This is a genomic window from Streptomyces sp. NPDC014801 (assembly GCF_043082085.1).
Lineage (GTDB): Bacteria > Actinomycetota > Actinomycetes > Streptomycetales > Streptomycetaceae > Streptomyces.
In genome coordinates, this window is record NZ_JBIBXG010000005.1 from 497,321 (window position 1) to 518,441 (window position 21,121).

Below are 21,121 nucleotides of genomic sequence, written 5' to 3' on the forward strand. Positions count from 1 at the left end.
CACAAAGGAAGCCGACCTCATGCTGCGCATCGCCGTCCCCAACAAGGGTTCACTGTCCGGCCCTGCGGCGGAGATGCTGCATGAGGCCGGCTACCAGCAGCGCCGCGAGTCCAAGGAACTGCGCATCGTCGACCCGGAGAACGACGTCGAGTTCTTCTACCTCCGGCCCCGCGACATCGCGATCTACGTCTCCTCCGGCATGCTCGACATCGGCATCACCGGCCGTGACCTGCTGATCGACTCCGGCGCCGACGCCGAGGAGATCCTGCCGCTGGGCTTCGCCCGCTCCACGTTCCGCTTCGCCGCCAAGCCGGGCACCGTCGGCGGCGTCGAGGACCTCAAGGGCAAGACGGTCGCCACCTCCTACGAGGGCATCGTCTCCCAGCACCTGGCCGAGCAGGGCATCGAGGCCGCCGTCGTGCACCTCGACGGCGCCGTCGAGACCGCCATCGAGCTCGGTGTCGCCGAGGCCATCGCCGACGTCGTCGAGACCGGCACCTCGCTGCGCAACGCCGGCCTGGAGGTCTTCGGCGACCCGATCATGAAGTCCGAGGCGGTCGTCATCCGCCGTACCGGCGCCGACGCGGACGAGCCCAAGGTGCAGCAGTTCCTGCGCCGCCTGCAGGGCGTCCTGGTGGCCCGCACCTACGTGATGATGGACTACGACTGCCGGGTCGAGCAGCTGGAGAAGGCCGTCGCCCTCACCCCCGGCCTGGAGTCCCCGACCGTCTCCCCGCTGCACAACGAGGGCTGGGTCGCCGTACGGGCCATGGTCCCCGCCAAGGAGGCGCAGCGGATCATGGACGACCTGTACGCCATCGGGGCGCGGGCCATCCTGACCACGGCCATCCACGCCTGCCGGCTCTGACGCGACCGGTTCGATTCCTTCGTACGAGAACCTCCTCAGATGTCCGATCTGCCTTCGCTTCCCGTGACCTTCCGGCCGGCCCGCACCCGGGTCGTCCTGCTCACCGCCGGTGTCGTGATCTTCGTGGTGATCTCCACGGTGGCCCTGCTGCTGGAGCAGCTCGGCCCCGGGGAGAAGCTCAGCTTCGTCGTCACCGGCGCGCTGCTCTTCGGCGTGCTCGCCTGGCTGTCGCGGCCCAAGGTCGTCGCCGAGGAGTCCGGTGTCACCGTGGTCAACTTCGCCAGCACCCGCCGGCTGGAGTGGGCCGAGATCCTCAAGGTCAACCTGCGCACCGGCGACCCGTGGGTCTTCCTCAACCTCAGCGACGGCACCAGCCTGCCCGCGCTGGGCATCCAGCCCGGCATCAACAAGCAGCGCGCCATCGCCGACGCCGACACCCTGCGGGCGCTGGTCGAGGCCCGCGCCATCCCCGACCCCGACGGCCCGGCCGGCCGCGCCCCGGGGCAGTCCGGGGAATCCCAGGGCTGAAGTCGGGGGCGTTCGGGGGCCTTCACCCTGCCGTACCGCCCGGAATCTTGATTAATCTGGGGGCGGAGGCGTATTCGCTGCGCCCCGCCCCCGCGCGCCGCCCGGCGTCCGGGGCTCCTGCTACCCGAGGAGTGACCCTCACCGGCGATGGACGGATCGTCCTGTAGTACCTGCGCCGCCCCCTGCCGACATACCGCGGCCCCGCGCCGCGGCCACTCGGAGGCGGCGGCATCATGACCATCCCCCTGCTGCTCCTGGCAGCCGCGTTCCTGCTGATCCTCGCCAACGGATTCTTCGTGGCCGCCGAGTTCGGCCTGGTCACCGTGGAGCGTCCGGAGGCGGAGAAGGCCGCGGCCGAGGGCGACCAGCGCGCCCACACGGTCGTCGCGTCCCTGAAGGAACTGTCCTTCCAGCTCTCCGGCACCCAGCTCGGCATCACCATCACCTCCCTCGTCGTCGGCATGCTCGCCGAACCGGCCCTGGCCGAGCTGCTGCGCGGCCCCTTCACGGCGATCGGCATCCCCCGGGGCGCCGTCTCCGGGATCGCCGTCGTCGTGGGCATGCTGCTGGCCTCCGCCGTCCAGATGGTGATCGGCGAGCTGGTGCCGAAGAACTGGGCCGTCTCGCGCCCGCTCGCGGTCGCCCGGTTCGTCGCCGGCCCGCAGCACGTCTTCTCCCGCCTCTTCCGGCCGGTGATCGCCGCGCTGAACGCCGTCGCCAACCGGCTGGTCCGGGCGCTCGGCGTCGAGCCGGCCGAGGAACTGGCCTCCGCCCGCACCCCCGGCGAGCTGGTCTCCCTGGCCCGGCACTCGGCGCAGGCCGGGGCGCTGGAACAGGACACGGCCGACCTCTTCGTCCGCACGCTGTCCCTCGGCGAGCTGACCGCCCAGCACGTGATGACCCCGCGGGTGAAGGTGAGCGCGCTGCAGGCCTCGGCCACCGCGGAGGACGTCGTCAACCTGACCCGGGCGACCGGGCTGTCGCGGTTCCCCGTCTACCGGGAGAAGATCGACGAGATCGTCGGCATGGCGCACCTGAAGGACGCGCTGGCCGTGCCCGTCCACGAGCGGCTGCGCACCCCGGTCAGCCGGATCGCGCGGCCCGCGCTGCTGGTGCCGGAGACCCTGCCGGTGCAGCCACTGCTGGCCCGGCTGCGCAGCGAGCAGCCGATCGCGGTGGTCGTCGACGAGTACGGCGGTACGGCCGGGGTGGTCACCCTGGAGGACATCGTCGAGGAACTCGTCGGCGAGGTGCGCGACGAACACGACGGGCACGACCTGCCGGAGCTGGCGCCCGCGCCGCCCGAGGACGGCCGGCCCGCCTGGGACGTCGACGGCAGCTGCCGGGTCGACGTGCTCCAGCGGGTGGGCTTCGACGCGCCCGAGGGGCCGTACGAGACCGTCGCCGGTCTGGTGGCCGACCTGCTCGGCCGGATCCCGGCGCCGGGCGACCGGGCGGAGCTGCCCGGATGGCGGCTGTCCGTGCGGCAGGTGGGGCACTACCGGGCCGAGCGGGTCCGGCTGGTGCGGACCGCGCCCGCGGTGAACGTGATGGAGGCCGCCCGATGAGCGTGCTCCAACTGCTCTTCGCCGCGCTGCTCGTGCTGGCCAACGGGTTCTTCGTGGGCGCCGAGTTCGCCCTCGTCTCCGTGCGGCGCAGCCAGATCGAACCGCTCGGGACCGCGCGGGCCCGCCAGGTGCTGTACGGCCTGGAGCACCTGCCGCAGATGATGGCGGCGGCGCAGTTCGGCATCACGGTGTGCTCGCTGACGCTGGGCGCGGTGGCCGAGCCGACGGTGGCGCATCTGCTGGAGCCGGTGTTCGCGTGGCTGCGGCTGCCCGAGGGGATGGTCCATCCGCTGGGGTACGTCATCGCGCTGGCCGCGGTGGTCTTCTTCCACCTGGTGATCGGCGAGATGGTCCCGAAGAACCTCGCGATGGCGGCGCCGGAGAAGGCCGCGCTGTGGCTGAGCCCGGGGCTGGTCGCCTTCGCCCGGCTGTGCAAGCCGATCACGGTGGCGCTGGGGGCCTGCGCGAAGGGCATCCTGCGGTTGTTCCGGGTCGAGCCCAAGGACGAGGTGGAGGCCGTCTTCACCAGCGAGCAGCTCAACCGGTTGGTCGAGGACTCCGGCCAGGCCGGGCTCCTCGACCCGGAGGAGCAGGAGCGGCTGGAGGACGCGCTGGAGCTGGGGTCCCGTCCGGTGACGGACGTGCTGCTGAAGCGGGAGTCGCTGGTGACGGTGCCGCCGTCGGTGACACCGGGGCAGATCGTCGAGCTGACGGCCCGGACGGGCTACTCGCGGTTCCCGGTCGCCGCCGAGCGGGGGTCGGCCTTCATGGGGTACGTGCACGTCAAGGACGTCCTCGACCTGGAGGACTCCGAGCGTGCGGTGCCGCAGCAGGTGTGGCGTCCCATGACCACCCTGCGGGCGGAGCTGCCGCTGGACGACGCCCTGACCGTGATGCGGCGGGCGGCCACGCACCTGGCGCAGGTGGCGGACGGGTCGGGGAAGGTGCTCGGGCTGGTCGCGCTGGAGGATGTGCTGGAGCTGCTGGTGGGGGAGGTGCGCGATCCAGCGCATCGCGCTGCCGCGGGCTATCAGGAACAGGTGCTGGCGTCCTGACCTGCGGCGGCCTGCGGCGCCTGTGCGGGTGGGTGCGGTGCGTTGCCGGGTGCGGGCGCGCGGGGGCTGATCGCGCAGTTCCCCGCGCCCCTAAGGGGTTGCAGTCGCCCCCCTTCCCCGCGTAGCTGCGGGCACCCGCATCGCCGGGCTGCGCGCCCCACCGCAGGGGCTACGCGGTCGAAGGGTCCTGGGGGCCTCGGCCCGAGAGGACCTCGCCGTAGGCCTGCATCAGGTCCGGCAACCGCAGCGTCGCCAGGTCGTCCCGGGACAGCGGACCGGCATACGTCGACAGCCGCAGATCCCGGTACGCGCAGCTCTTCTCGTACAGCGTGCGCAGAAAGCGCCCGTTGCCCAGCTCGTCGATCCACCCCTGGTCCACCACGTGTCCCGCGATCGAGCGCAGCTCGTCCAGCGCCTCCTCGTCCCAGAGGTCACCGTTCTCCGCCGCGAGGACCTTGCCGATCTCGGTGAGTTCCGGGGGCCGGTAGGAGGGGAAGTCGACGCGGGTCGTGAAGCGGGAGGACAGGCCCGGGTTCGCGGCGAGGAGGCGGTCCATGCCCTCCGGGTAGCCCGCGAGGATGACGACGAGGTGGTCCCGGTTGTCCTCGGCCCGCTTCAGCAGGACCTGCAGCGCCTCGTCGCCGTACGCGTCCCCCTTGCCGTAGCCCGAGTTGGACAGCGAGTAGGCCTCGTCGACGAAGAGGACGCCGCCGAGCGCGGAGTCGATCAGTTCGTTGGCCTTGACGGCGGTCTGGCCCAGGTATTCGCCGACGAGGTCGGCCCGCTGGGCCTCGACCAGATGGTCCCCGCCGAGCAGGCCGAGGGCGTAGAAGACCCGGCCGAGGATGCGGGCGACGGTGGTCTTGCCGGTGCCCGAGGGCCCGGAGAAGACGAAGTGCCGTTTGGGCGGCTGGACGGGAAGGCCTTGCCCGGCGCGCAACCGGGCCATGTTCAACTGCGCGGAGAGGGCCTTCACTTGGCGCTTGACGGGCTCCAGCCCCACCATGCGCTCCAGCTCGGCCAGCGCCTCCTCGAGTAACGCCGGATCGGTCGGGCCGGCGGGCAGCTGGGAGGTGGGGACCCCCGGTTTCTCCCGCACCACCGGCGTCACCACCGACGGCACGGGCGGCAGGTCCGGGTCGGTCAGTTTCAGATCGCGGCCCTCGGTGCCGAACAGCGGGTCCAGGCCGTCGGGGCCGTCCGCGCCGTCCTGTCCGGTGCCGGTCAGGGTGACCGCCGCCAGGTCGGCCGGGTCGGTGGTGACGTCGTAGCCGTCGCCCTCGGCGATCGCCGCGAGCCGGGCCGAGGTGTCCATGAACGCCGGGTCGACGCGGTGCACCGCGCGGTAGAGGGGGAGCGCGGCGGCGGAGCGGCCGGTGCCCTCGTGGGCGCGGGCGAGCCAGTAGCGCAGTTCCTTGCGCTGCGGCTGCTCGCTGCGGCAGCGCATCAGGGCGGTCGACAGCAGCGGTTCGGCCTGGCCGTACATCTCCAGCCGGACCCTGGCCATGCCGCCGAACAGGCCCGCCTCGATGCCGAGGAGGGGGTCGTCCAGCAGCGGGTCGGTGTGGCGCACCAGCTGTTCCCAGTCCTTGACGAGGTAGGCGCGGCAGGCGTGCAGGAAGCGGACCTGCGGGTCGGTGTCGACGGGCGGCAGCCCGGCCAGGGCCCGGTCGAGTTCGGGGACGTGCCGGCCGTCCAGCCAGTGCGAGGCGTGGGCGAGGAGCAGGTCGCGGGGGCTCTCCAGCACCGGCTGTACCCACCAGCCCAGCCAGTACCAGGAGTTCAGGGTGCGGCGGTGCCGGGCGCGCTGCTCGCCGAAGCGGTCGCGGTGGCGGTACATGCGCAGCAGGGCGGTGGTGGTGTCCACGCGCAGCGCGTGCAGGCCGAGCCAGCCGTCGGCCATGCCGGGATCGATCCGCACCGCGGTGCGGAACTCCTCCTCCGCCTGCGGGTAGGCGCCCATGGTGTAGGCGTCGACGCCCCGCAGCCAGGCGAGGTCGGCCGGGGCCTCGGGGCCCCGCGTGCCGAAGTCCATCACGTCCCCCACGAACCGTGCCCCCGCCGGATGCCTTGGATCGAACCGCTGTGCCGCGGACCGGAGTTGCAGGTGCGCGAAGCAGCCTTTCGTGGCTCGCACCGAGGGCATCGTACCCGTGGGTCGGTGGTCGGCCGAAGGGTGTGTCACCAGCCGTTCGCCGAGGTGGGAGCAGACGGGGCGCATACGGCGCGGTGACCGAGCGTGAGCGGATCGCGCCGCTCGGCGGTCGCGCGGGGCGGCGCGGGCAGAACGAAGCCCCCGGTCACGGGGGAACAACCGGGGGCTTCGCGTCGAAGGGGCGGCTTCGATTGCCGCACATTGAGAACGTAAGTCCTGTACGGGCCCCGGGTCAAGCGGAGTTGAGGCACTCGGGCAAGTTCCGGCGCAAGGGTCTTCACAGGTTCACCACATCGAAGATGGTCCGTCACTGTGGGTGATGTCGTGGTCTCCGGCGGCCGTCATCCCAGGCCCCGGCAGCACCTCGTACCCCTTCGACGACTGCCGTACCAGGAGATGCGCGTACGGCCGTGAGGGGTCCTCGGCGAAGTGCCGGCGCTCCGCCCGGGTCCACCCCGACCAGAACTCCTCCTGCTCCGCTCCGTCCCGCTCCCGGCCCCGGGCCCACGCCTCCTCCCGGGGCAGGTCCATCCACAGCAGCCGGGCGAGGTGCGGGCGCAGCGCGCTGCGGCCCGCGCCGACCCCCTCCACCAGGACGACCGGCGCCGCGGGCAGCGGGCGCGGCGCGCCGAAACGGCGGGCCCGCCAGTCGTACGGCCGGTAGTGCGCCGTCTCGCCCCGGCCGAGCGGCGTGATCACCTGGGTGCGCAGCCGGTCGGTCCAGGCGAAGAGTTCGGCGTGGCTCGCGATGTCGTCGAGGTGCAGGACCGGAGCGTCGCCCAGTTCCCGCGCCAGCCGGCCGGCGAACGTCGACTTGCCCGAGCCGGCGTGTCCGTCGACGCCGACCAGGCGGACCGGGCCGCAGGACGGGGGGAGCCGGCGCAGATGGGCGGCGAGCTGGTGCAGGGTGTGCATGCGTCCGGTGGGGTGGTGTCGAGGCGGGGGCGTCGTCGGCCCCTCGCGGCTGGCGGGGAGAGTGTACGGCCGCTGCCGCCCAGGTCATGCCAGGGGTGTGGACCAATATTGGTGGCGCGGCATGCCCGCAGGGTGCTGGCCACTGCCGCCCGCTGCGGTCATAGTGGGCCCACTGTCGCACGGCCCTGTCCGCCCCGACTCGCATCCCTGGGGGATTCCTGCCCATGAGCGCAGCCGAACAGCCGTCCCGCAGAACCCTCCTGGCCGCCGCGGTCACCGCCGCCGTGGCCGCGGGCGCCGGCCCCGTCCTCGGCGCCGGCGGCGCGGTCGCCGTCGGCCGCGGCGGTCCCGCCCGCCCCATCGACCACCGGTCCTGGACCACGTTCACCGACTGGCGCGCCGGCGAGGCCCGGGGCACCCGGGCCGTCGCGGGCGTCCGCCCCGGTCTGGTCATCGCCGAGGCGGCCGGCACCACCGACTACACCGACCCGCACACCGGCACCACGGCCCGCTGGGAGTACGCGACCTGGACCTCGCCGGTCCACCGGCTGTCCGTGCCCGCCACGGAGGTCATCGCCTCCTGGAACGCCCGCACCCCCGCCGGCACCTGGCTCCAGACCGAGCTGCAGGGCACCTACACCGACGGCACCGCCACGCCCTGGTACGTGATGGGCCGCTGGGCGGCCGGCGACCAGGACATCAAGCGCACCTCCGTCGACGGCCAGAGCGACGGCAGAAGCAGCATCTGGACCGACACCTTCGCCATCGACGACGCCGCCTCGGGCCTGCGTCTGGCCTCCTACCGGCTGCGGCTGACCCTCTACCGCCGCCCCGGCCTGACGGCCACGCCGACGGTGTGGCGGATCGGCGCCATGGGCTCCGACGTCCCGGACCGCTTCACCGTGCCCGCCTCGACCCCGGGCGTCACCCGCGAACTGGCCGTACCGCGCTACTCGCAGGAGATCCACAAGGGCCAGTACCCGGAGTACGACAACGGCGGCGAGGCCTGGTGCAGCCCCACCTCCTCGCAGATGATCATCGAGTACTGGGGCGGCCGGCTCACCCCCGAGCAACTGGCCTGGGTCGATCCGTCCTACGCCGACCCGCAGGTGTGCCACGCGGCCCGGTACACCTACGACCACCAGTACGGCGGCTGCGGCAACTGGCCGTTCAACGCGGCCTACGCGGCCACCTTCCCCCACCTCCAGGGCGTGGTCACCCGGCTCGCCTCGCTCACCGAACTGGAGACGCTGATCGCGGCCGGGATCCCGGCCATAACGTCCCAGTCCTTCCTCAAGACCGAGCTGACCGGGGCCGGTTACGGCACCTCCGGGCACCTGATGACCGTGATCGGCTTCACCGCCGACGGCGATGTGATCGCCAACGATCCGGCCTCCCCGAGCGACGCGGCGGTACGACGGGTCTACCTGCGGCGCGAGTTCGAGAACATCTGGCTGCGCACCAAGCGGTACAACGCCTCCGGCAAGGTCGTCTCCGGCACCGGCGGCGTCTGCTACCTGTACTTCCCGGCCCGCATTTCTCCTGGTCAGAGGCTTGCGCTCGCCAGCGTCGGGGTTCGCTGAGCACACGAAGAGGGGCCGCCTCCACCAGGAGGCGGCCCCTCTCTTTTCGCGGTTTTCACCCCTCAGGGAGGATCCAGGGAGGATTAAGAATCAGGAGTCGTGAACCATCCCTGCATCGCAGTGCGCCCGCGCCCGTCCGCCTCAGGCATCATGTGCGCGTAGATCCTCAGCGTGATCGACGGATCCGCGTGCCCCAGCCACCGTGACACAGAAACGATCGGCTCCCTCGCGTCGAGCTGCACACTGGCGAAGGTGTGCCGTAGGGCGTGGAACCCGTGCTCCCTCGCCTCGGCGTACTTCAGCACGGTCCGCGACACACCCGGCCGCGCCTTGATCGGCTGCTTGCACTCCTCCGGAGAGGGGATCAGGCCGACTTCGGAGAGAGCGGGCTTCCAGACGCGGCTGTCCCAGGAGTCCCGGCGGACGGCCATCCCCCTCGGTGAAGTAATGATCAGCTCGAAGGTCTGCGGGGCCCGTTCCTTCGCTTCCCGCTCCGTGGCCGGTGCGTCCGGGTCGCCCCAGGGCAGCGTCACCTTGCGCGCCGGGAAGGCCTCGAGGTGCTCACGGAGCCTCGCGAGCAGGTGAGGAGGTACGGGAACGGTGCGGGTCTTCTGCCCCTTGGGTAGAGCGAAGACGAGCTTGGCCCCGATCTTCTTCACCTGGCGGCGGACATGGATGACCTGTTCGACCTCATCGACGTCTTCTACCGCAAGGCCGAACACTTCGCCCTGACGCAAGCCGGCACCCACGCCGAGATCCACCATCAGCTTGTACCGGTCAGGGAGGGCCTGGCGGACGGCGAAGACGCGGTCCTTGGGCCAGGCGCGGGCCTTACGCGGCGGCACGGCTGGCGGCCGCACGCTGCGCTGAGAGCGGCAGTAGTTCTTGGCGATGCGTTCGTCGTCGACGGCGGCCTGGAGGATCGAGGAGAGCTCACCCCAGACTTCCCCGATCGTGCTCGGCCCGATCGACTGATCGAGCGTCTTGAGCCAGAGGCGCAGCTGTGCGGTCTTGATCCCGTTGAGGGGGAGCGTCCCAAGGTGGGGCAGGATGTGGTTCCAGACTCTGCCTTTGACCGTCCGGAGTGTCGCCGGGTCACCGGTGCGGGCCGGCCACCAGTGCTGTTCCACGTAATCCGTCAAGGGGAGTCGGCCGTCGCGGGGATCGTAGAACTCGCCCTTGGCGGTGTCCGCCTGAGCCTTGGCCAGCCAGGCTTCCGCGGCCTTCTTCTGCTTGTCGGGGAAGCACCGGGATCGCACGCCCGGGATCCCGGTGACTTTGTAGCGCTTGCCCTGCCCGTGCATCGCGGTCGGGATGGTGCGCTTGCCGTCCGGGCCCTTCTTGTACCAGCGGTCCTCAATGTATCCAGCCACCGCTGCTCCCGTCGGTCAGACCTGGCTCATCGACTCAGGGTTGTGGTCGATGATCTCACCGGCGTACAGCTGGAACCAGCAGCCGCTGGCGAGGAAGTCCTTCACGGCGGGGTTGAGGGCGGCGACGAACTGCTCGACGTTCAGCGTCGGTTCGACGTAGATGTGGACGGTGCCGAGTTCCTCGAAGATGGCAGCCCCGTTCGGGGCGCCAGGCAGGGGGATGAATTCCAGCCGGATGGGAGCCTTGGGGTTGTGGCGGCTGGCTATCTCCGAGCCCCACAGCTGGTACCAGTCGGCCCGCTCCAGGAAGTGAGCCATCTCAACGTTCAGCTGGTCGAGGACGGCGGCGAGCGGCGCGAACTTGTCGAGCTTGACGCAGAGCCGGCCGCGGTCCTCTTCTATCCGTGCGAGGCGTCCCGGCTCAAGGTCTTCAGCGGCTTCGTAGGTGACGTGCAGCAAGAGTCCTCCCCGTGATGCCAACGGTGCACTCTGGCCAAGACGGCCGAAAGTGCACGGTTGGTGAAGAGTACGTCTACGGGGAGTCGTCAACAACCTGTTGCTGAAATGTCTACTTAGGGACATTCGCGGTCGGTTGACGGAACGATCCTGTCTGCCGCTACTCGCCTGCTTCGCGGCGTGCCCGCTCGGCCGCCTCGATCATCATGCGCCACTGGAGGAGTTCCGCCTTGGTCTTGCCGGCGAGGTGGCCGACGATGATGCGGACCTCCTCGTCGTAGCCGGCCAGCTCGGTCGCTTCGTACAGCAGCCACTGTTTGGCGGTGGCCTCCTGGACCCGGCGGAACGATCGGCCGGTGGCAGCCGCGATGGCGTGCATCTGCGCGACGGACGGAGGGTTCACTGGCGGTGTCTTGACGAGCTTCTGGTACCACTGCTTGGGCAGCTTGTTGCCGTCCGGGTCGACGCCCCGGTCGGCCATCTCCTGGTAGCTCACCCCGGAGTCGTTGACTTCCTGGATAAGCCGGGAGAGGGCGCCTGCAGGGGTGGGCTCGGCCTTGCCTTGGTCAGGGGCTGTGGCCGCTGCCGTCATGTCGTCTTCCTCTCGCGTCACTGTCACACCGGCTGTCTCTAGAGGTATCGGCTAGCGCGGGGAAACTACCAGGTCAGTCGCTACAACCTTTCCGGATCCGGGACAGTCCGTCCATAGATCCATGCTATCCGGCCACGAACTTTGCCGATACTCAGCGCCCTGTGTCCCGATTCTGTTGACAGGCTGTCCCGAAGAGAGTTAACTCAAGGGCACTGAAAGGCACCTCGACATCGGGGAGATCCATTGAGCGTGCGCTACACCCTGAGAGACCTGGGGACCTTCAAGAAGATCATGGAAGCCCCGGGTCGCGGAGTCCCGTATACCGTCCGCGATCTTGCGGAAGCGAGCGGGGTCTCCCGCTCCCAGATAGGGCGCCTGCTCACCAGCGAGCTCAACAGCCTCGACGTCGTCGACGCTCACGCCATCTCGGAGGCCCTCGGCGTCGCCGTGCTGGTGCTCTTCATGCCCCCCGCGTCCCCGAAATAGGGACGCATCGACATCATCCCCGCACAGGAAGGAGACGAAGTGCCCAGGCCCGCCAAGATCCCCACGCCCCCGCCGCCCGGCTACGTCTGGATCGAGGAAGCCGTCCGCCGAACCGGTCTGAGCAAGAACACGCTCTACAACTACCGCTACCTCGGCAAGGGACCCGAGTGCGTCCCCATCGGCCGCAAGCTCGCCTACTCCATCGCCGGCCTCGACGCCTTCATGCGGGACCTGCTCAACCCGGCCGCCGACCCCGAGGCCCTCGCCGACTCCCGCCCGCCCGAGCCGCGACTCGCCGCCTGACGCGGCACGCAAAGAGGCCGCCCCGTTGGCCCGGGACGACCTCAACGATCCACCCCCGACGAACTGGAAACGAAAGGGGCTTCACGTGCCCACATCATCTCAGACGCCACGGCGTCGCCCGCAGATCGACCACTTCTCGGTGGCCGCTGCCTGCCGCACCCACGCCGGCGAGTGGCAGACGGTCGGCGAGTACAACTCCTCGCAGAGCGCGCAGGGCATGGTCGGCACCATCCGCAAGGCGTACACGCGGAAGGGCAAGCAGTCCTCCGCCTACGTCCCGGCCGGCGCGTTCGAGGCCCGCTACGAGCTGACGGAGTTCGGCGCCCGCGTCGAGGCCCGCTTCATCGGCAGCAGCGACGACGCGGCCTGGGCCGAGGCGCTGACCAGCCTGACGGGCGGTGCCCGATGAGCGACCGCCTGACGCCGCAGCGCGAAGCCGAGATCCGCGAGCGCACCCCGCAGCGGGCCGCGGACCTGACCGCCTGGCTCAACAAGTTCTCCCCGGTCGACGGCCAGCGCGCCATCGAAAACGCGGAGACCGTGCTGGAGGAGGACGTCCCCGCCCTCCTCGCCGAGCTGGCCGCGGTCCGCGCCGAGCTGGAGAACACGAACGACCACCTGAACTGGCTGGAGCGGAACACACTGGCGGACCTGCAGCGCCAGGTCCAGTCGGAGCGCGACGGCAAGAAGCGCTGGCGGGACCGGGCCGAGAAGGCCGAGGCCCAGGTCGCCGAGCTGGCGGAGAACCTGCGGGCGGTCAACGCCGGATGGAGCGTCGCCCGCACCCGCATCGCCGAGCTGGAGAAGGCTCTGGAGGCCACCGGGCGATCACTGTCGTCGTTCATCTTCGACTCGGACGATCCCGGCGCCGACGCCCTGGGAGCCCAGTGGCTCTACCACCAGGCGATGCCGCACGCGGACGACCCGTTCGCTCAGCCGCGCGCCTTCCGTTCCAGCGTCTTCTCCGAAGCCGCGAAGGCCGTCGAGGAGATGGACAGTCACCCGTCGGGTGAGGGCATCGAGCACCCGCAGGCGTACCTCGACGGCTACTCGGACTGCTTGCAGGACGCAGCCGAGCGGTTGGAGAAGCTCGCCGACCAGGCAGCCGAGGGATCCGAGGTGACCTCATGACCCGCCGGATCGCCGACCTGGACGTGCCGCTGCCGACGCTGGAGCAGCAGATCGCCGCCGCCTCCTTCGAGCAGGCCGCCGCCCGCACCCACTCCCCGTCCAAGCAGATCGCCTACCGCCTCGACGCCTGGCTGATCACCCACCCGGGGGCGTGCGCCACCGACCAGGACTACCCCGGCTGGGCCGAGCACATCGCCCAGCTGCAGGCCGCCAACCAGACCCGCACGGAGGCGACGGCATGACCCCGGCCCGCATCCAGCGCCCCCACACCAAGGACTGGCGCCCACCGGCCAACGCCGTGGACGTGCGCCGCGGCACCCCCTGGGGAAGCCCCTGGGTCGTCGGCCACGCCCCGACCGGCTGGTCCGTCAACTGGGCAGGAGCGGGCCCGTCGTCCCTCAAGTTGATCGCGACCACCGACACCCGGTACGCCGCCCACCAGATGGCCGTCGGCCTCTACCGCGAGTACGCCGAGCGCACCGCCGGTTTCACCGACCGGGCGCGCGTCGAACTCGCCGGCCGGAACGTCATGTGCTGGTGCCCGCCCCACCTGCCCTGCCACGCCGACGTCTTGCTGGAGATCGCCAACCGGGGAGCGGTCCGGTGACCGCCTCCCTGGACCTGCCGCCGACTCCGGTCACCGCCGCCCCGGTGATCCTGCCCGGCCTGCTGTCCGGCCTCGGCTTGGTCCCGCGCCCCGTACCCCGCTGGATCACCTGCCCGGAGGTGGCCGAGTCGATCCGCTGCGGGCTCCTCGAACTCGACGACGACCTCCTGGGGGAGCGGCCGTGATCTGGATCGTCAACGCCCTCCTCTGCGGAGGCACCGCCTTCTTCCTCCTCTTCGGCGAGTGGATCGCCGACCGCCTCTTCAACCGCCGGGAGAACCCGTGAGCATCGCCGATCTGCTGCCCGTCCGCATAGGCCACGCCCGGCCGGCCCGCAAGCACCGCGCCATCGACGAAGTCGACCGGCTGGCCCAGCTGCTCGGCGGAGCCAACGCCCTCATCCGCGGCCTGCAGTTGCAGGTCGCCGACCGGGACGCGCTGCTCGCCGACACCCGAGCCAAGCAGGCCGAGGCGGAGGAGCTCGTCGTCCAGCTGCAGGCAGACGTCGACGACCTGACCGCCGAGCGGGACGAGTTGCGCGCCGAGGTGACCGCCTACCGGGCCGCCGCCGCGAACGCGAACCGCATCACCGTGCCGCCGATGGTCCGCGACACCAGCGACCCCGCCGACCAGGCCACCGCGCCCATCGACGTGCGGCCGCTCTGGGACGCGCTCGGCGTCCGGGCCGTCACCGACCCGGGGCGCATCCGCTGACTCCCGGTCGCCCGGCCGGACAGGTGCGGGCGACCGGTGAACAACGCACGAACCCCCGGCCGCTCGAACCGACCGGGGATCCACCACCAGCATCCCACGGAGGGATCACCTTGTCCGTCACCACCCACCTCACCCACACCTTCCACACGGACCAGGGCGACTTCACCGTCCCCGCCACCAGCCCGGTCCCCGGCCTGTTCGTCTACGAGATCCCGGCCGAGGTCGAGCCCCACAACACGTACCGCTGGAGCGTTGGGCACCACTCGGGCCTGGTCGTCGCCTCTGCCATGTACGAGGACGACGCCATCCGGGGCGCCCATCGCATCGCCTACCTCGCCGACTGGACCAAGAGCGTTGACGAACTGCGGGCGTCCGTCGACATCGACGAGCTGTACCGCCGGATCGCCTGGGCCGCCTGCGAGGACCCCGCATACACCTGACCGCCTGACCCACAACCCCACAGCCGGCGGTGCGTCGAGCCCCCACTCCGCGCCGCCACCCAGGGCCCGCCGCACGCGGCACCCCCCCCGTCGCGGCGGCGGGCCCTCCCTCAGCACACCCTCTTGGAGCCTCACATGCAGAACATGAGTCGCACCGAACTCGTCAGCCTCCTCGACGACATCCGAGAGCGGGTCGCCGTCGGCGACAGCCTCGAAGGGAACTTCCAGTACCTGCTCGCCGACCACACCGCCCAGCACCCCTATGACGTCGCGGCCACGTACCGGGTCGGCAACCGGATGGGGCAGGGCGGATGCGTCCTCGTCGGCGTCGAGCCGCAGTCCATCCGCTGCACCCGCTGCAGCGACGAGGACGGCCCGTTCACCGAGGACGGCCTGTGCGAGCCGTGCGCCCGCCCGATGCCCCTGGACGGCGTCGCGTGAGCGGGGCGGCAGAGGCGCCGAAGGTGGTGGACGGTCTGCCCGCCGAGGACTACCACGCGGACACCACGTCCATCTCCTCGTCCGGCCTGCGCGCCCTGCTGCCGCCCGGCTGCCCCGCCCAGTTCAAGTACGACCGCGAGCACCCGCAGCTGCCGAAGCGGGAGTTCGACCTCGGGCACGCCGCCCACCGAGAGATCCTCGGCGACGGCCCCGACATCGACGTCCTCGACTTCGACAACTACCTGACCAAGGCCGCGCAGGAAGCCCGAGACGAAGCCCGCGCCATGGGCGCCGTCCCCCTCCTGCGTCACGAGTACGAGCAGATCCAGGCCATGACCGCCGCGATCCGCAACCACCCCATCGCCGGCCCGCTCTTCACGCCCGGCACCGGGGTCGCGGAACGGTCGATCTACTGGACCGACCCCGCAACCGGCGTGCGCTGCCGCATCCGGCCCGACTGGCTCCGCAACCGCGACACCAACGGGCGCCTGATCGTCGTCGACGTGAAGACGGCCCGGGCCGTCGACCCAGCCGCCCTGCAGCGGGCCGTGTACGAGCACGGCTACCACGCCCAAGCCGCCTTCTACCTGGCCGGCGTCAAAGCGCTCGGCCTGCACGGCGACCAGGAACCCGCGTTCATCTTCGCCTTCCAGTCGAAGACGCCGCCCTACCTGGTCCACCTCGTCGAGCTGGACTTCCCGGCCCTCACCCTCGGCGCCGCCCGCAACGAGCGCGCCCTCCGCATCTACGCCGAATGCCAGCGCACCGGCATCTGGCCCGGCTTCAACGACCGCATCACCTATCTGCCCCTCCCGCCCTACGGCGAGAAGCGCGACGAACAGGAGTACCTGTGAACCAGCCCGTCCCTATCCCGTCCACGACGACGCCGGCCCGCATCGGGCAGGGCACCGCCGTCGAGCAGTCCCGCGCCGCCGCCGAAGTCCAGGCCGCCGTGGTCGTCGCCCAGCAGTGCCCCCGCAACATCCAGGCCGCCGTCGCCGAGATGCGCGAGTCCTGCAAGCAGCAGGGCCTCGCCGAGCGGGCGTTCTTCCGCTACTCCCGCGGCGGCTCCACCGTCACCGGCGCTTCCGTCCACCTGGCTCGCGAGCTGGCCCGCGTCTGGGGCAACGTCCAGTACGGCCTCGTCGAGATGCGCCGCGACGACGAGTACGGCCAGTCCGAGATGCAGGCCTTCGCGTGGGACGTGCAGACCAACTCCCGCAACTCCTCGACGTTCATCGTCCCGCACCGCCGCGACACCAAGAGCGGCGTCAAGCAGCTCACCGACATGCGGGACATCTACGAGAACAACGCCAACAACGGTGCCCGCCGCGTCCGCGAGGCCATCTTCGCGATCCTGCCGCCCTGGTTCGTCGAGGAGGCCAAGGAGCTCTGCAACCAGACGCTCCGCAACGGCGGCGGCAAGCCCCTCGCTCAGCGGGTGGCGGACGCCATCAAGACGTTCGAGGGGATCGGGGTCACCGAGGACCGCATCGCGGGCCGCCTGGACCGGCCGTCGGCGAAGTGGACCGAGCACGACGTCGCCCAGCTGATCGTCATCTTCAAGTCGATCCAGCGCGGCGAGGTCACGGCCGAGGAGGAGTTCCCGGCGCCCCGCGTCACGACCGACGAACTCACCGGCGGCAAGACCGCCACCCCCACCGACTAGCAGCCGAGGCGCCGCCCGCGCCCGAACCGCGGGCGGCCTCCTCAAGACCAAGGAGACCACAGATGACCGACTACACCGAGCTCCGCTCCACCTCTGTCGAGGAGTGGGCCGAGGCCTTGAAGACCAGCAAGCTGCGCCCCGGACCGACCTTCGGCTACCAGATGGCTGACGGCAGCTGGAACTGCGCCCTGCACCTCGCGATCAGCAGCAAGCTGACGAGCGACGCCCAGCGCCTCCTCGCCGCCGAGCTGCAGCAGGCCATCAGCGACACCGTCAACCGCGTCCTCTACCTGACCCCGGTCAGCGTCAAGATCCGCGAGACGGGAGACGCGTCATGACGCAGCTTCAGCTCCCGATCGCCGCGCACGGCACCGTGTCCGCCCCGGCCGGCGAGGCCGCCAAGGCCGACGGGATCGCCCGCGCCGCCGCCAACACCCCGCCCGACTGGGCCACCGCCTGCCGGGCCGCGATAGAGCTCATGGCCCGCCGCGGCGAACCGTTCCAGGCCGCCGACCTCATCGCCGAAGGCCTCGTCGACGAGCCGGACAGCCCGGCCCGCTGGGGCGCCGCCTTCATGGCCGCTGCGAAGGCCGGGGTCATCGAGCACGCCGGGGTCGTCGCCTCCCGCCGGGCAACCGTCCACCGCAGCCTGTGCCGTCAGTGGGTCGGCACCGCCGCCTACCGGACGGCGGCCGCCTGATGGGCACCGCCGCCCACACCGTCGCCGAGTGGTTCCTGACCTTCATCCAGGTCTTCGGCCCCGGCATCGCCCTCATGTTCGGCCTCACCGCCCTCTGGCCCGCCATCCGCGGCCTCCACCGCGCCGCCCACTGGGCCCACACCCGCCGCGACATCCACCGCATCGAAGCCCACGCCAACCACATCCCACGCCAGACCCGGAAGGAGAAGCCGTGACCACCGACCAGGCCATCCGAGAGGCCAAGAACCGCTGGGCGCGGCGCCGCCGCCGGCTCATCGGCTACGGCCAGTGGCAGCCCTTCACAGACGCCGCCCCGGTCCGCGAGCACGTCCTCGCCATCAAGGCGACCGGAATGGGCCTGGCCAGCATCGCCAAGCACACCGGCGTCAACCGCGGCTCCCTCGACCACCTCCTCTACGGCAGCCACCCGGTCCCGCCCGCCGCCCGGATCCGCACCGAGAACGCCCAGGCGCTGCTCGCCTACTGGCCCACCCTCGACGACTACGAGGACCACAACACCATCGACGGCACCGGCACCCGCCGCCGCATGCAGGCCCTCGGCGCCGCCGGCTGGACGGCGCAAGCCATCCACCAGCAGATCGACGGCGCCCACAAGCAAACGCTTGAACGGCTCAGCAGCTGCACCAAGGTCACCGCCCGCCTAGCCCGCGTCGTCCGCGACTTCTACAACGAGTACTCCGCGAAGAACCCGGAGGACTACGGAGTCGAGCGGTGGATCGCCGACCGCGCCCGGGCACACGCGGCCAAGCGGGACTGGGCTCCGGCCATCGCCTGGAACGACGACACCATCGACGACCCGGACGCCGCCCCCGACTGGACCGGGCACTGCGGCACCGACCGGGGCTGGTGGCTGCACCGCCTGGAGAAGATCCCCACCTGCGCCCTCTGCGAGACCGCCCACGCCGAGTGGAAGGCCGCCCGCGCCCACCTCGACCGCAGCCAACTGTGGGCCGAACTCGGCCGCGCCCGCGCCGAAGCCCGCACCCGCGAAGCCGACCTCGCCCACGACGCCCGCGAACTCCTCCGCTACGGCGCCGACTACGAGCAGGCCGCCGAACGCCTCGGCGTCACCCGCCAGCACCTCCAGCAGGTGCTCATCCGCCACCCCGAAACCGCTCCCGAGAGGACCGCCGCCTGATGTACCGCCACGACAACGAGCTCACCGTCATGGACTGGTTCTGCGGGGCCGGCGGCTCCAGCCAGGGCATGCACTCCATCCCCGGTGTTCGCATGGCCCGCGCAGCCAACCACTGGGAGCGGGCGATCGAGTCCCACGCCGCGAACTTCCCCGAGGTCGACCACTACCGCGGCGACATCCGCCAGGCGCCCGTCGACAAGTGGCCCGTCACCGACATCTTCTGGGCCAGCCCCGAGTGCCCGCAGTGGTCCAACGCCCGAGGCAAGAAGCGCGACTTCGACCTCTCCCTGCAGGGCGACCTCTTCGACGGCTTCGGCCCCAGCGAGGAAGTCGAGCGCAGCCGGGCCCTCATGGAGGAGGTGCCCATGTACCTGCGCGGCGTGCAGGAGCGCGGCGGCCTGGTCAAGGCCGGCGTCGTCGAGAACGTCGTCGACGTCCGCGCCTGGGACCAGTGGGACCGCTGGCTCGGCGAGCTCCACAAGCTCGGCTACCACACCCGCGTCATCGCCCTGAACAGCATGCACGCCGACCCGCGCACCGTGCACAAGGCGCCCCAGTCCCGCGACCGCCTGTACGTCGCCTACTGGCACCAGAGCCTGCGCCGCACCCCCGACTGGGACAAGTGGCTCCGGCCGCGCGCCTGGTGCCCGACCTGCGAGACGTGGGTCCAGGCCGTGCAGCGGTTCAAGGACCCCGGCCGCGACATGGGCCGCTACCGCCAGCAGTACGTCTACCGCTGCCCCAACACGAAGTGCCGCAACCAGATCGTCGAACCCGAGACCCTGCCCGCCGCCGTCGCCATCGACTGGACCATCCCCGGCCAGCGCATCGGCGACCGAACCAAGCCGCTCGCCGAGAAGACCCTCGCCCGCATCCAGGCCGGGCTGAAGAAGTTCGCGCAGCCCCTCGTCGTCCCGGCCGGCGGCACCTGGCGCAACGACGCCACCCCGATCGCCGAGGCCATGCCGACCAGGACCACCCGGGAGAACGACGCGCTCGCCATCCCGCCGCTGCTCATCCCGGTGGAGGGCCGCGACGGCAAGGAGCCCGCCTCCGCCAACGCCCCGCTGCGTACCCAGACCGCCCGCAACGAGACCGGCCTCGCCTGGCTGCCCTTCGTCGCCGAGCTCCGCGGCGGCGGCAGCGTCGCCCGGTCCGTCGGCGAGTCCCTCGCCACCGTCACTGCGTCCGGCAACCACCACGGCCTCGTCACCCCCGACATCCCGGCGTTCGTGATGCGGAACAACGGCAGCAAGGGCGACGGCCGCGAGCACTGCACCACCGTCGAGGAGCCTCTGCGCACTCTCACCACGATGGGCCACCAGTCCCTCGTCACCTGGGAGTCGCTGCTGGTGCCGTACTACGGCAACGGCACCGCCCGTCCCGTCCGGGAGCCGGTCGGCACCCTGTCGACCCGCGACCGGTACGCCCTCGTCCAGGGCGAGGTCGACCTCGACGACGTCCGCTTCCGGATGCTCGAACCCCACGAGATCGGCCGCGCGATGAGCTTCGCCGACGCCTACGTCGTCCTCGGCAACAAGCGGGAGAAGGTCCGCCAGTACGGCAACGCCGTCACCCCCAACTGCGCCGAGGTCATCGTCGCCGCCCTCGTCGAAGCGATCAGCGGCGAGGACATCGACCGGTACGCCCGGCCCGAAACGGCGCTCGCCGCGTGACCGCGCCCCGCCGGCCGCGCGACCGGCCCTGACCGGCAGCACACCCCACACCACCGATCCACCCGCCTCAGCCGAAGGACTACCGCCGTGACCTTGGACGCCATGCACTGGGTGTGGAACCACTCCCAGTCGAAGGGGAACACCAGGATCGCCCTGCTCTATGTGGCGGACCAGGTGCGCACTCCGGCGTGCGAAGTGCGTTTGAGCCGTGGCGACTTCATCAGGGCGGTCAACGGGGCGAAGAACACTGTTCGGGACGCGCTGGCCGACGCCCAGAAGCTCGGCGAGTTGCTCGTCGTGGAGCCTGCATCGGGCCGTCGGAAGGCTCTGTACCGGCTTCCGCTGGCTGTCGGCTACTCCCGTAGGGGGTCAGATTCTGACCCCCTAGAGAGTCGTAGCGGGTCAAGCTCTGACCCTCTACACCGCGAAGACCCCTCCCGTAGCGGGTCAAGTTCTGACCCTCAGGAATCCGTAGGGGGTCAAAGTTCGACCCGTAGAGGGTCAGAATCTGACCCCCATTCCCCATCCCCAAAAGAGCCAGCTACAGGGGAAGCGGGAAAGCCGGACGCCTTCCAGATCTGCCAGCCCCTCATCACCGCGATGACTCAAGCCGGCATCACCGTCTCCTGGAGCATGCAGCCTAAGGACTGGCTGGAGATCGCTGCCATCGTTGAGCGAGCCGGCATCCCCGCCATGGTCTCC

General features: G+C 71.0%; 27 protein-coding genes. 22 read left to right on the forward strand and 5 right to left on the reverse strand.

The annotated features are described in order from the left end of the window. Positions 1-19 precede the first annotated feature (19 nt). The 4 genes from hisG to ACF1AL_RS14555 all read left to right on the forward strand — a co-directional run bounded on the left by hisG (position 20) and on the right by ACF1AL_RS14555 (position 4,019). On the forward strand, positions 20-868 hold the full coding sequence (hisG, locus tag ACF1AL_RS14540) for an ATP phosphoribosyltransferase (protein WP_384213221.1): 849 nt from the start codon (positions 20-22) through the stop codon (positions 866-868). A gap of 39 nt (positions 869-907) precedes the next feature. Next, positions 908-1,396, forward strand: coding sequence for a PH domain-containing protein (locus ACF1AL_RS14545; RefSeq protein ID WP_386419193.1), 489 nt, complete (start codon positions 908-910; stop codon positions 1,394-1,396). A gap of 233 nt (positions 1,397-1,629) precedes the next feature. Beyond that, positions 1,630-2,964, forward strand: a complete 1,335-nt coding sequence (locus ACF1AL_RS14550) for a hemolysin family protein (RefSeq protein ID WP_366838262.1) — start codon at positions 1,630-1,632, stop codon at positions 2,962-2,964. Further along, on the forward strand, positions 2,961-4,019 hold the full coding sequence (locus tag ACF1AL_RS14555) for a hemolysin family protein (protein WP_386585126.1): 1,059 nt from the start codon (positions 2,961-2,963) through the stop codon (positions 4,017-4,019). The genes ACF1AL_RS14550 and ACF1AL_RS14555 overlap by 4 nt, the downstream gene beginning before the upstream one ends. 169 nt (positions 4,020-4,188) lie before the next feature. On the opposite strand, the gene ACF1AL_RS14560 is transcribed toward ACF1AL_RS14555, so the two are convergent. Then, positions 4,189-6,054: an AAA family ATPase gene (locus tag ACF1AL_RS14560; RefSeq protein ID WP_391780272.1), complete on the reverse strand. Its 1,866-nt coding sequence runs from the start codon at positions 6,052-6,054 to the stop codon at positions 4,189-4,191. 405 nt (positions 6,055-6,459) lie between these two features. Continuing rightward, the gene (locus tag ACF1AL_RS14565) at positions 6,460-7,089 is read right to left on the reverse strand and encodes a uridine kinase (RefSeq protein ID WP_391705149.1); all 630 of its coding nucleotides are present in this window, start codon (positions 7,087-7,089) and stop codon (positions 6,460-6,462) included. Between the two features lie 224 nt (positions 7,090-7,313). On the opposite strand from ACF1AL_RS14565, the gene ACF1AL_RS14570 reads away from it, so the two are divergent. Further along, entirely contained in the window at positions 7,314-8,672 is a 1,359-nt protein-coding gene (locus ACF1AL_RS14570; protein WP_391826019.1) for a peptidase C39 family protein, read from the forward strand. Positions 8,673-8,755: 83 nt separating this feature from the next. On the opposite strand, the gene ACF1AL_RS14575 is transcribed toward ACF1AL_RS14570, so the two are convergent. From ACF1AL_RS14575 to ACF1AL_RS14585, 3 genes are all read right to left on the reverse strand, one after another. Beyond that, entirely contained in the window at positions 8,756-10,045 is a 1,290-nt protein-coding gene (locus tag ACF1AL_RS14575) for a tyrosine-type recombinase/integrase (protein ID WP_391826020.1), read from the reverse strand. Positions 10,046-10,060: 15 nt separating this feature from the next. Beyond that, positions 10,061-10,504 carry a hypothetical protein gene (locus ACF1AL_RS14580; protein ID WP_391826021.1) on the reverse strand — a complete coding sequence of 148 codons (444 nt, stop codon included), beginning with the start codon at positions 10,502-10,504 and terminating at the stop codon, positions 10,061-10,063. Between the two features lie 157 nt (positions 10,505-10,661). Further along, the gene (locus tag ACF1AL_RS14585) at positions 10,662-11,093 is read right to left on the reverse strand and encodes a hypothetical protein (RefSeq protein WP_391826022.1); all 432 of its coding nucleotides are present in this window, start codon (positions 11,091-11,093) and stop codon (positions 10,662-10,664) included. Between the two features lie 249 nt (positions 11,094-11,342). On the opposite strand from ACF1AL_RS14585, the gene ACF1AL_RS14590 reads away from it, so the two are divergent. The 17 genes from ACF1AL_RS14590 (at position 11,343) to ACF1AL_RS14670 (ending at position 20,419) form a co-directional block, all read left to right on the forward strand. Next, positions 11,343-11,579, forward strand: coding sequence for a helix-turn-helix domain-containing protein (locus ACF1AL_RS14590; protein ID WP_391826023.1), 237 nt, complete (start codon positions 11,343-11,345; stop codon positions 11,577-11,579). 39 nt (positions 11,580-11,618) lie between these two features. Continuing rightward, a complete protein-coding gene (locus ACF1AL_RS14595; protein WP_391826024.1) occupies positions 11,619-11,882 on the forward strand; it encodes a helix-turn-helix transcriptional regulator in 264 nt (87 codons plus the stop codon). A gap of 85 nt (positions 11,883-11,967) precedes the next feature. Then, positions 11,968-12,291: a hypothetical protein gene (locus ACF1AL_RS14600; protein WP_391826025.1), complete on the forward strand. Its 324-nt coding sequence runs from the start codon at positions 11,968-11,970 to the stop codon at positions 12,289-12,291. Beyond that, positions 12,288-13,013, forward strand: a complete 726-nt coding sequence (locus tag ACF1AL_RS14605; RefSeq protein WP_391826026.1) for a hypothetical protein — start codon at positions 12,288-12,290, stop codon at positions 13,011-13,013. Before ACF1AL_RS14600 ends, ACF1AL_RS14605 begins: the two co-directional genes overlap by 4 nt. Then, positions 13,010-13,255, forward strand: a complete 246-nt coding sequence (locus tag ACF1AL_RS14610; RefSeq protein ID WP_391826027.1) for a hypothetical protein — start codon at positions 13,010-13,012, stop codon at positions 13,253-13,255. Before ACF1AL_RS14605 ends, ACF1AL_RS14610 begins: the two co-directional genes overlap by 4 nt. Continuing rightward, positions 13,252-13,620, forward strand: coding sequence for a DUF4326 domain-containing protein (locus ACF1AL_RS14615; protein WP_391826028.1), 369 nt, complete (start codon positions 13,252-13,254; stop codon positions 13,618-13,620). The genes ACF1AL_RS14610 and ACF1AL_RS14615 overlap by 4 nt, the downstream gene beginning before the upstream one ends. Continuing rightward, positions 13,617-13,805: a hypothetical protein gene (locus ACF1AL_RS14620; RefSeq protein WP_391826029.1), complete on the forward strand. Its 189-nt coding sequence runs from the start codon at positions 13,617-13,619 to the stop codon at positions 13,803-13,805. Before ACF1AL_RS14615 ends, ACF1AL_RS14620 begins: the two co-directional genes overlap by 4 nt. A 97-nt stretch (positions 13,806-13,902) precedes the next feature. Continuing rightward, a complete protein-coding gene (locus ACF1AL_RS14625) occupies positions 13,903-14,334 on the forward strand; it encodes a hypothetical protein (RefSeq protein WP_391826030.1) in 432 nt (143 codons plus the stop codon). 110 nt (positions 14,335-14,444) lie between these two features. Beyond that, entirely contained in the window at positions 14,445-14,774 is a 330-nt protein-coding gene (locus ACF1AL_RS14630) for a hypothetical protein (protein ID WP_391826031.1), read from the forward strand. A gap of 135 nt (positions 14,775-14,909) precedes the next feature. Beyond that, a complete protein-coding gene (locus tag ACF1AL_RS14635) occupies positions 14,910-15,215 on the forward strand; it encodes a hypothetical protein (RefSeq protein ID WP_391826032.1) in 306 nt (101 codons plus the stop codon). Further along, positions 15,212-16,069: a PD-(D/E)XK nuclease-like domain-containing protein gene (locus tag ACF1AL_RS14640; RefSeq protein ID WP_391826033.1), complete on the forward strand. Its 858-nt coding sequence runs from the start codon at positions 15,212-15,214 to the stop codon at positions 16,067-16,069. The genes ACF1AL_RS14635 and ACF1AL_RS14640 overlap by 4 nt, the downstream gene beginning before the upstream one ends. Next, entirely contained in the window at positions 16,066-16,884 is an 819-nt protein-coding gene (locus ACF1AL_RS14645) for a hypothetical protein (protein WP_391826034.1), read from the forward strand. The genes ACF1AL_RS14640 and ACF1AL_RS14645 overlap by 4 nt, the downstream gene beginning before the upstream one ends. 62 nt (positions 16,885-16,946) lie before the next feature. Continuing rightward, positions 16,947-17,222 carry a hypothetical protein gene (locus ACF1AL_RS14650; protein ID WP_391826035.1) on the forward strand — a complete coding sequence of 92 codons (276 nt, stop codon included), beginning with the start codon at positions 16,947-16,949 and terminating at the stop codon, positions 17,220-17,222. After that, on the forward strand, positions 17,219-17,584 hold the full coding sequence (locus ACF1AL_RS14655) for a hypothetical protein (protein ID WP_391826036.1): 366 nt from the start codon (positions 17,219-17,221) through the stop codon (positions 17,582-17,584). Before ACF1AL_RS14650 ends, ACF1AL_RS14655 begins: the two co-directional genes overlap by 4 nt. After that, entirely contained in the window at positions 17,584-17,799 is a 216-nt protein-coding gene (locus ACF1AL_RS14660; RefSeq protein WP_391826037.1) for a hypothetical protein, read from the forward strand. Before ACF1AL_RS14655 ends, ACF1AL_RS14660 begins: the two co-directional genes overlap by 1 nt. Beyond that, the gene (locus ACF1AL_RS14665; RefSeq protein WP_391826038.1) at positions 17,796-18,743 is read left to right on the forward strand and encodes a hypothetical protein; all 948 of its coding nucleotides are present in this window, start codon (positions 17,796-17,798) and stop codon (positions 18,741-18,743) included. Before ACF1AL_RS14660 ends, ACF1AL_RS14665 begins: the two co-directional genes overlap by 4 nt. Further along, positions 18,743-20,419 (forward strand): DNA cytosine methyltransferase, encoded by a 1,677-nt coding sequence (locus ACF1AL_RS14670; protein ID WP_391826039.1) that lies wholly within the window; start codon positions 18,743-18,745, stop codon positions 20,417-20,419. The genes ACF1AL_RS14665 and ACF1AL_RS14670 overlap by 1 nt, the downstream gene beginning before the upstream one ends. Positions 20,420-21,121: the final 702 nt, after the last annotated feature.

What these genes read in the sequence shown, in the direction of transcription:
- hisG (WP_384213221.1), top strand. Translation starts at nt 20, where the DNA reads ATGCTGCGCATCGCCGTCCCCAACAAGGGTTCACTGTCCGGCCCTGCG.
- ACF1AL_RS14545 (WP_386419193.1), top strand. Translation starts at nt 908, where the DNA reads ATGTCCGATCTGCCTTCGCTTCCCGTGACCTTCCGGCCGGCCCGCACC.
- ACF1AL_RS14550 (WP_366838262.1), top strand. Translation starts at nt 1,630, where the DNA reads ATGACCATCCCCCTGCTGCTCCTGGCAGCCGCGTTCCTGCTGATCCTC.
- ACF1AL_RS14555 (WP_386585126.1), top strand. Translation starts at nt 2,961, where the DNA reads ATGAGCGTGCTCCAACTGCTCTTCGCCGCGCTGCTCGTGCTGGCCAAC.
- ACF1AL_RS14560 (WP_391780272.1), bottom strand. Translation starts at nt 6,054, where the DNA reads ATGGACTTCGGCACGCGGGGCCCCGAGGCCCCGGCCGACCTCGCCTGG.
- ACF1AL_RS14565 (WP_391705149.1), bottom strand. Translation starts at nt 7,089, where the DNA reads ATGCACACCCTGCACCAGCTCGCCGCCCATCTGCGCCGGCTCCCCCCG.
- ACF1AL_RS14570 (WP_391826019.1), top strand. Translation starts at nt 7,314, where the DNA reads ATGAGCGCAGCCGAACAGCCGTCCCGCAGAACCCTCCTGGCCGCCGCG.
- ACF1AL_RS14585 (WP_391826022.1), bottom strand. Translation starts at nt 11,093, where the DNA reads ATGACGGCAGCGGCCACAGCCCCTGACCAAGGCAAGGCCGAGCCCACC.
- ACF1AL_RS14605 (WP_391826026.1), top strand. Translation starts at nt 12,288, where the DNA reads ATGAGCGACCGCCTGACGCCGCAGCGCGAAGCCGAGATCCGCGAGCGC.
- ACF1AL_RS14610 (WP_391826027.1), top strand. Translation starts at nt 13,010, where the DNA reads ATGACCCGCCGGATCGCCGACCTGGACGTGCCGCTGCCGACGCTGGAG.
- ACF1AL_RS14615 (WP_391826028.1), top strand. Translation starts at nt 13,252, where the DNA reads ATGACCCCGGCCCGCATCCAGCGCCCCCACACCAAGGACTGGCGCCCA.
- ACF1AL_RS14635 (WP_391826032.1), top strand. Translation starts at nt 14,910, where the DNA reads ATGCAGAACATGAGTCGCACCGAACTCGTCAGCCTCCTCGACGACATC.
- ACF1AL_RS14650 (WP_391826035.1), top strand. Translation starts at nt 16,947, where the DNA reads ATGACCGACTACACCGAGCTCCGCTCCACCTCTGTCGAGGAGTGGGCC.
- ACF1AL_RS14655 (WP_391826036.1), top strand. Translation starts at nt 17,219, where the DNA reads ATGACGCAGCTTCAGCTCCCGATCGCCGCGCACGGCACCGTGTCCGCC.
- ACF1AL_RS14660 (WP_391826037.1), top strand. Translation starts at nt 17,584, where the DNA reads ATGGGCACCGCCGCCCACACCGTCGCCGAGTGGTTCCTGACCTTCATC.
- ACF1AL_RS14670 (WP_391826039.1), top strand. Translation starts at nt 18,743, where the DNA reads ATGTACCGCCACGACAACGAGCTCACCGTCATGGACTGGTTCTGCGGG.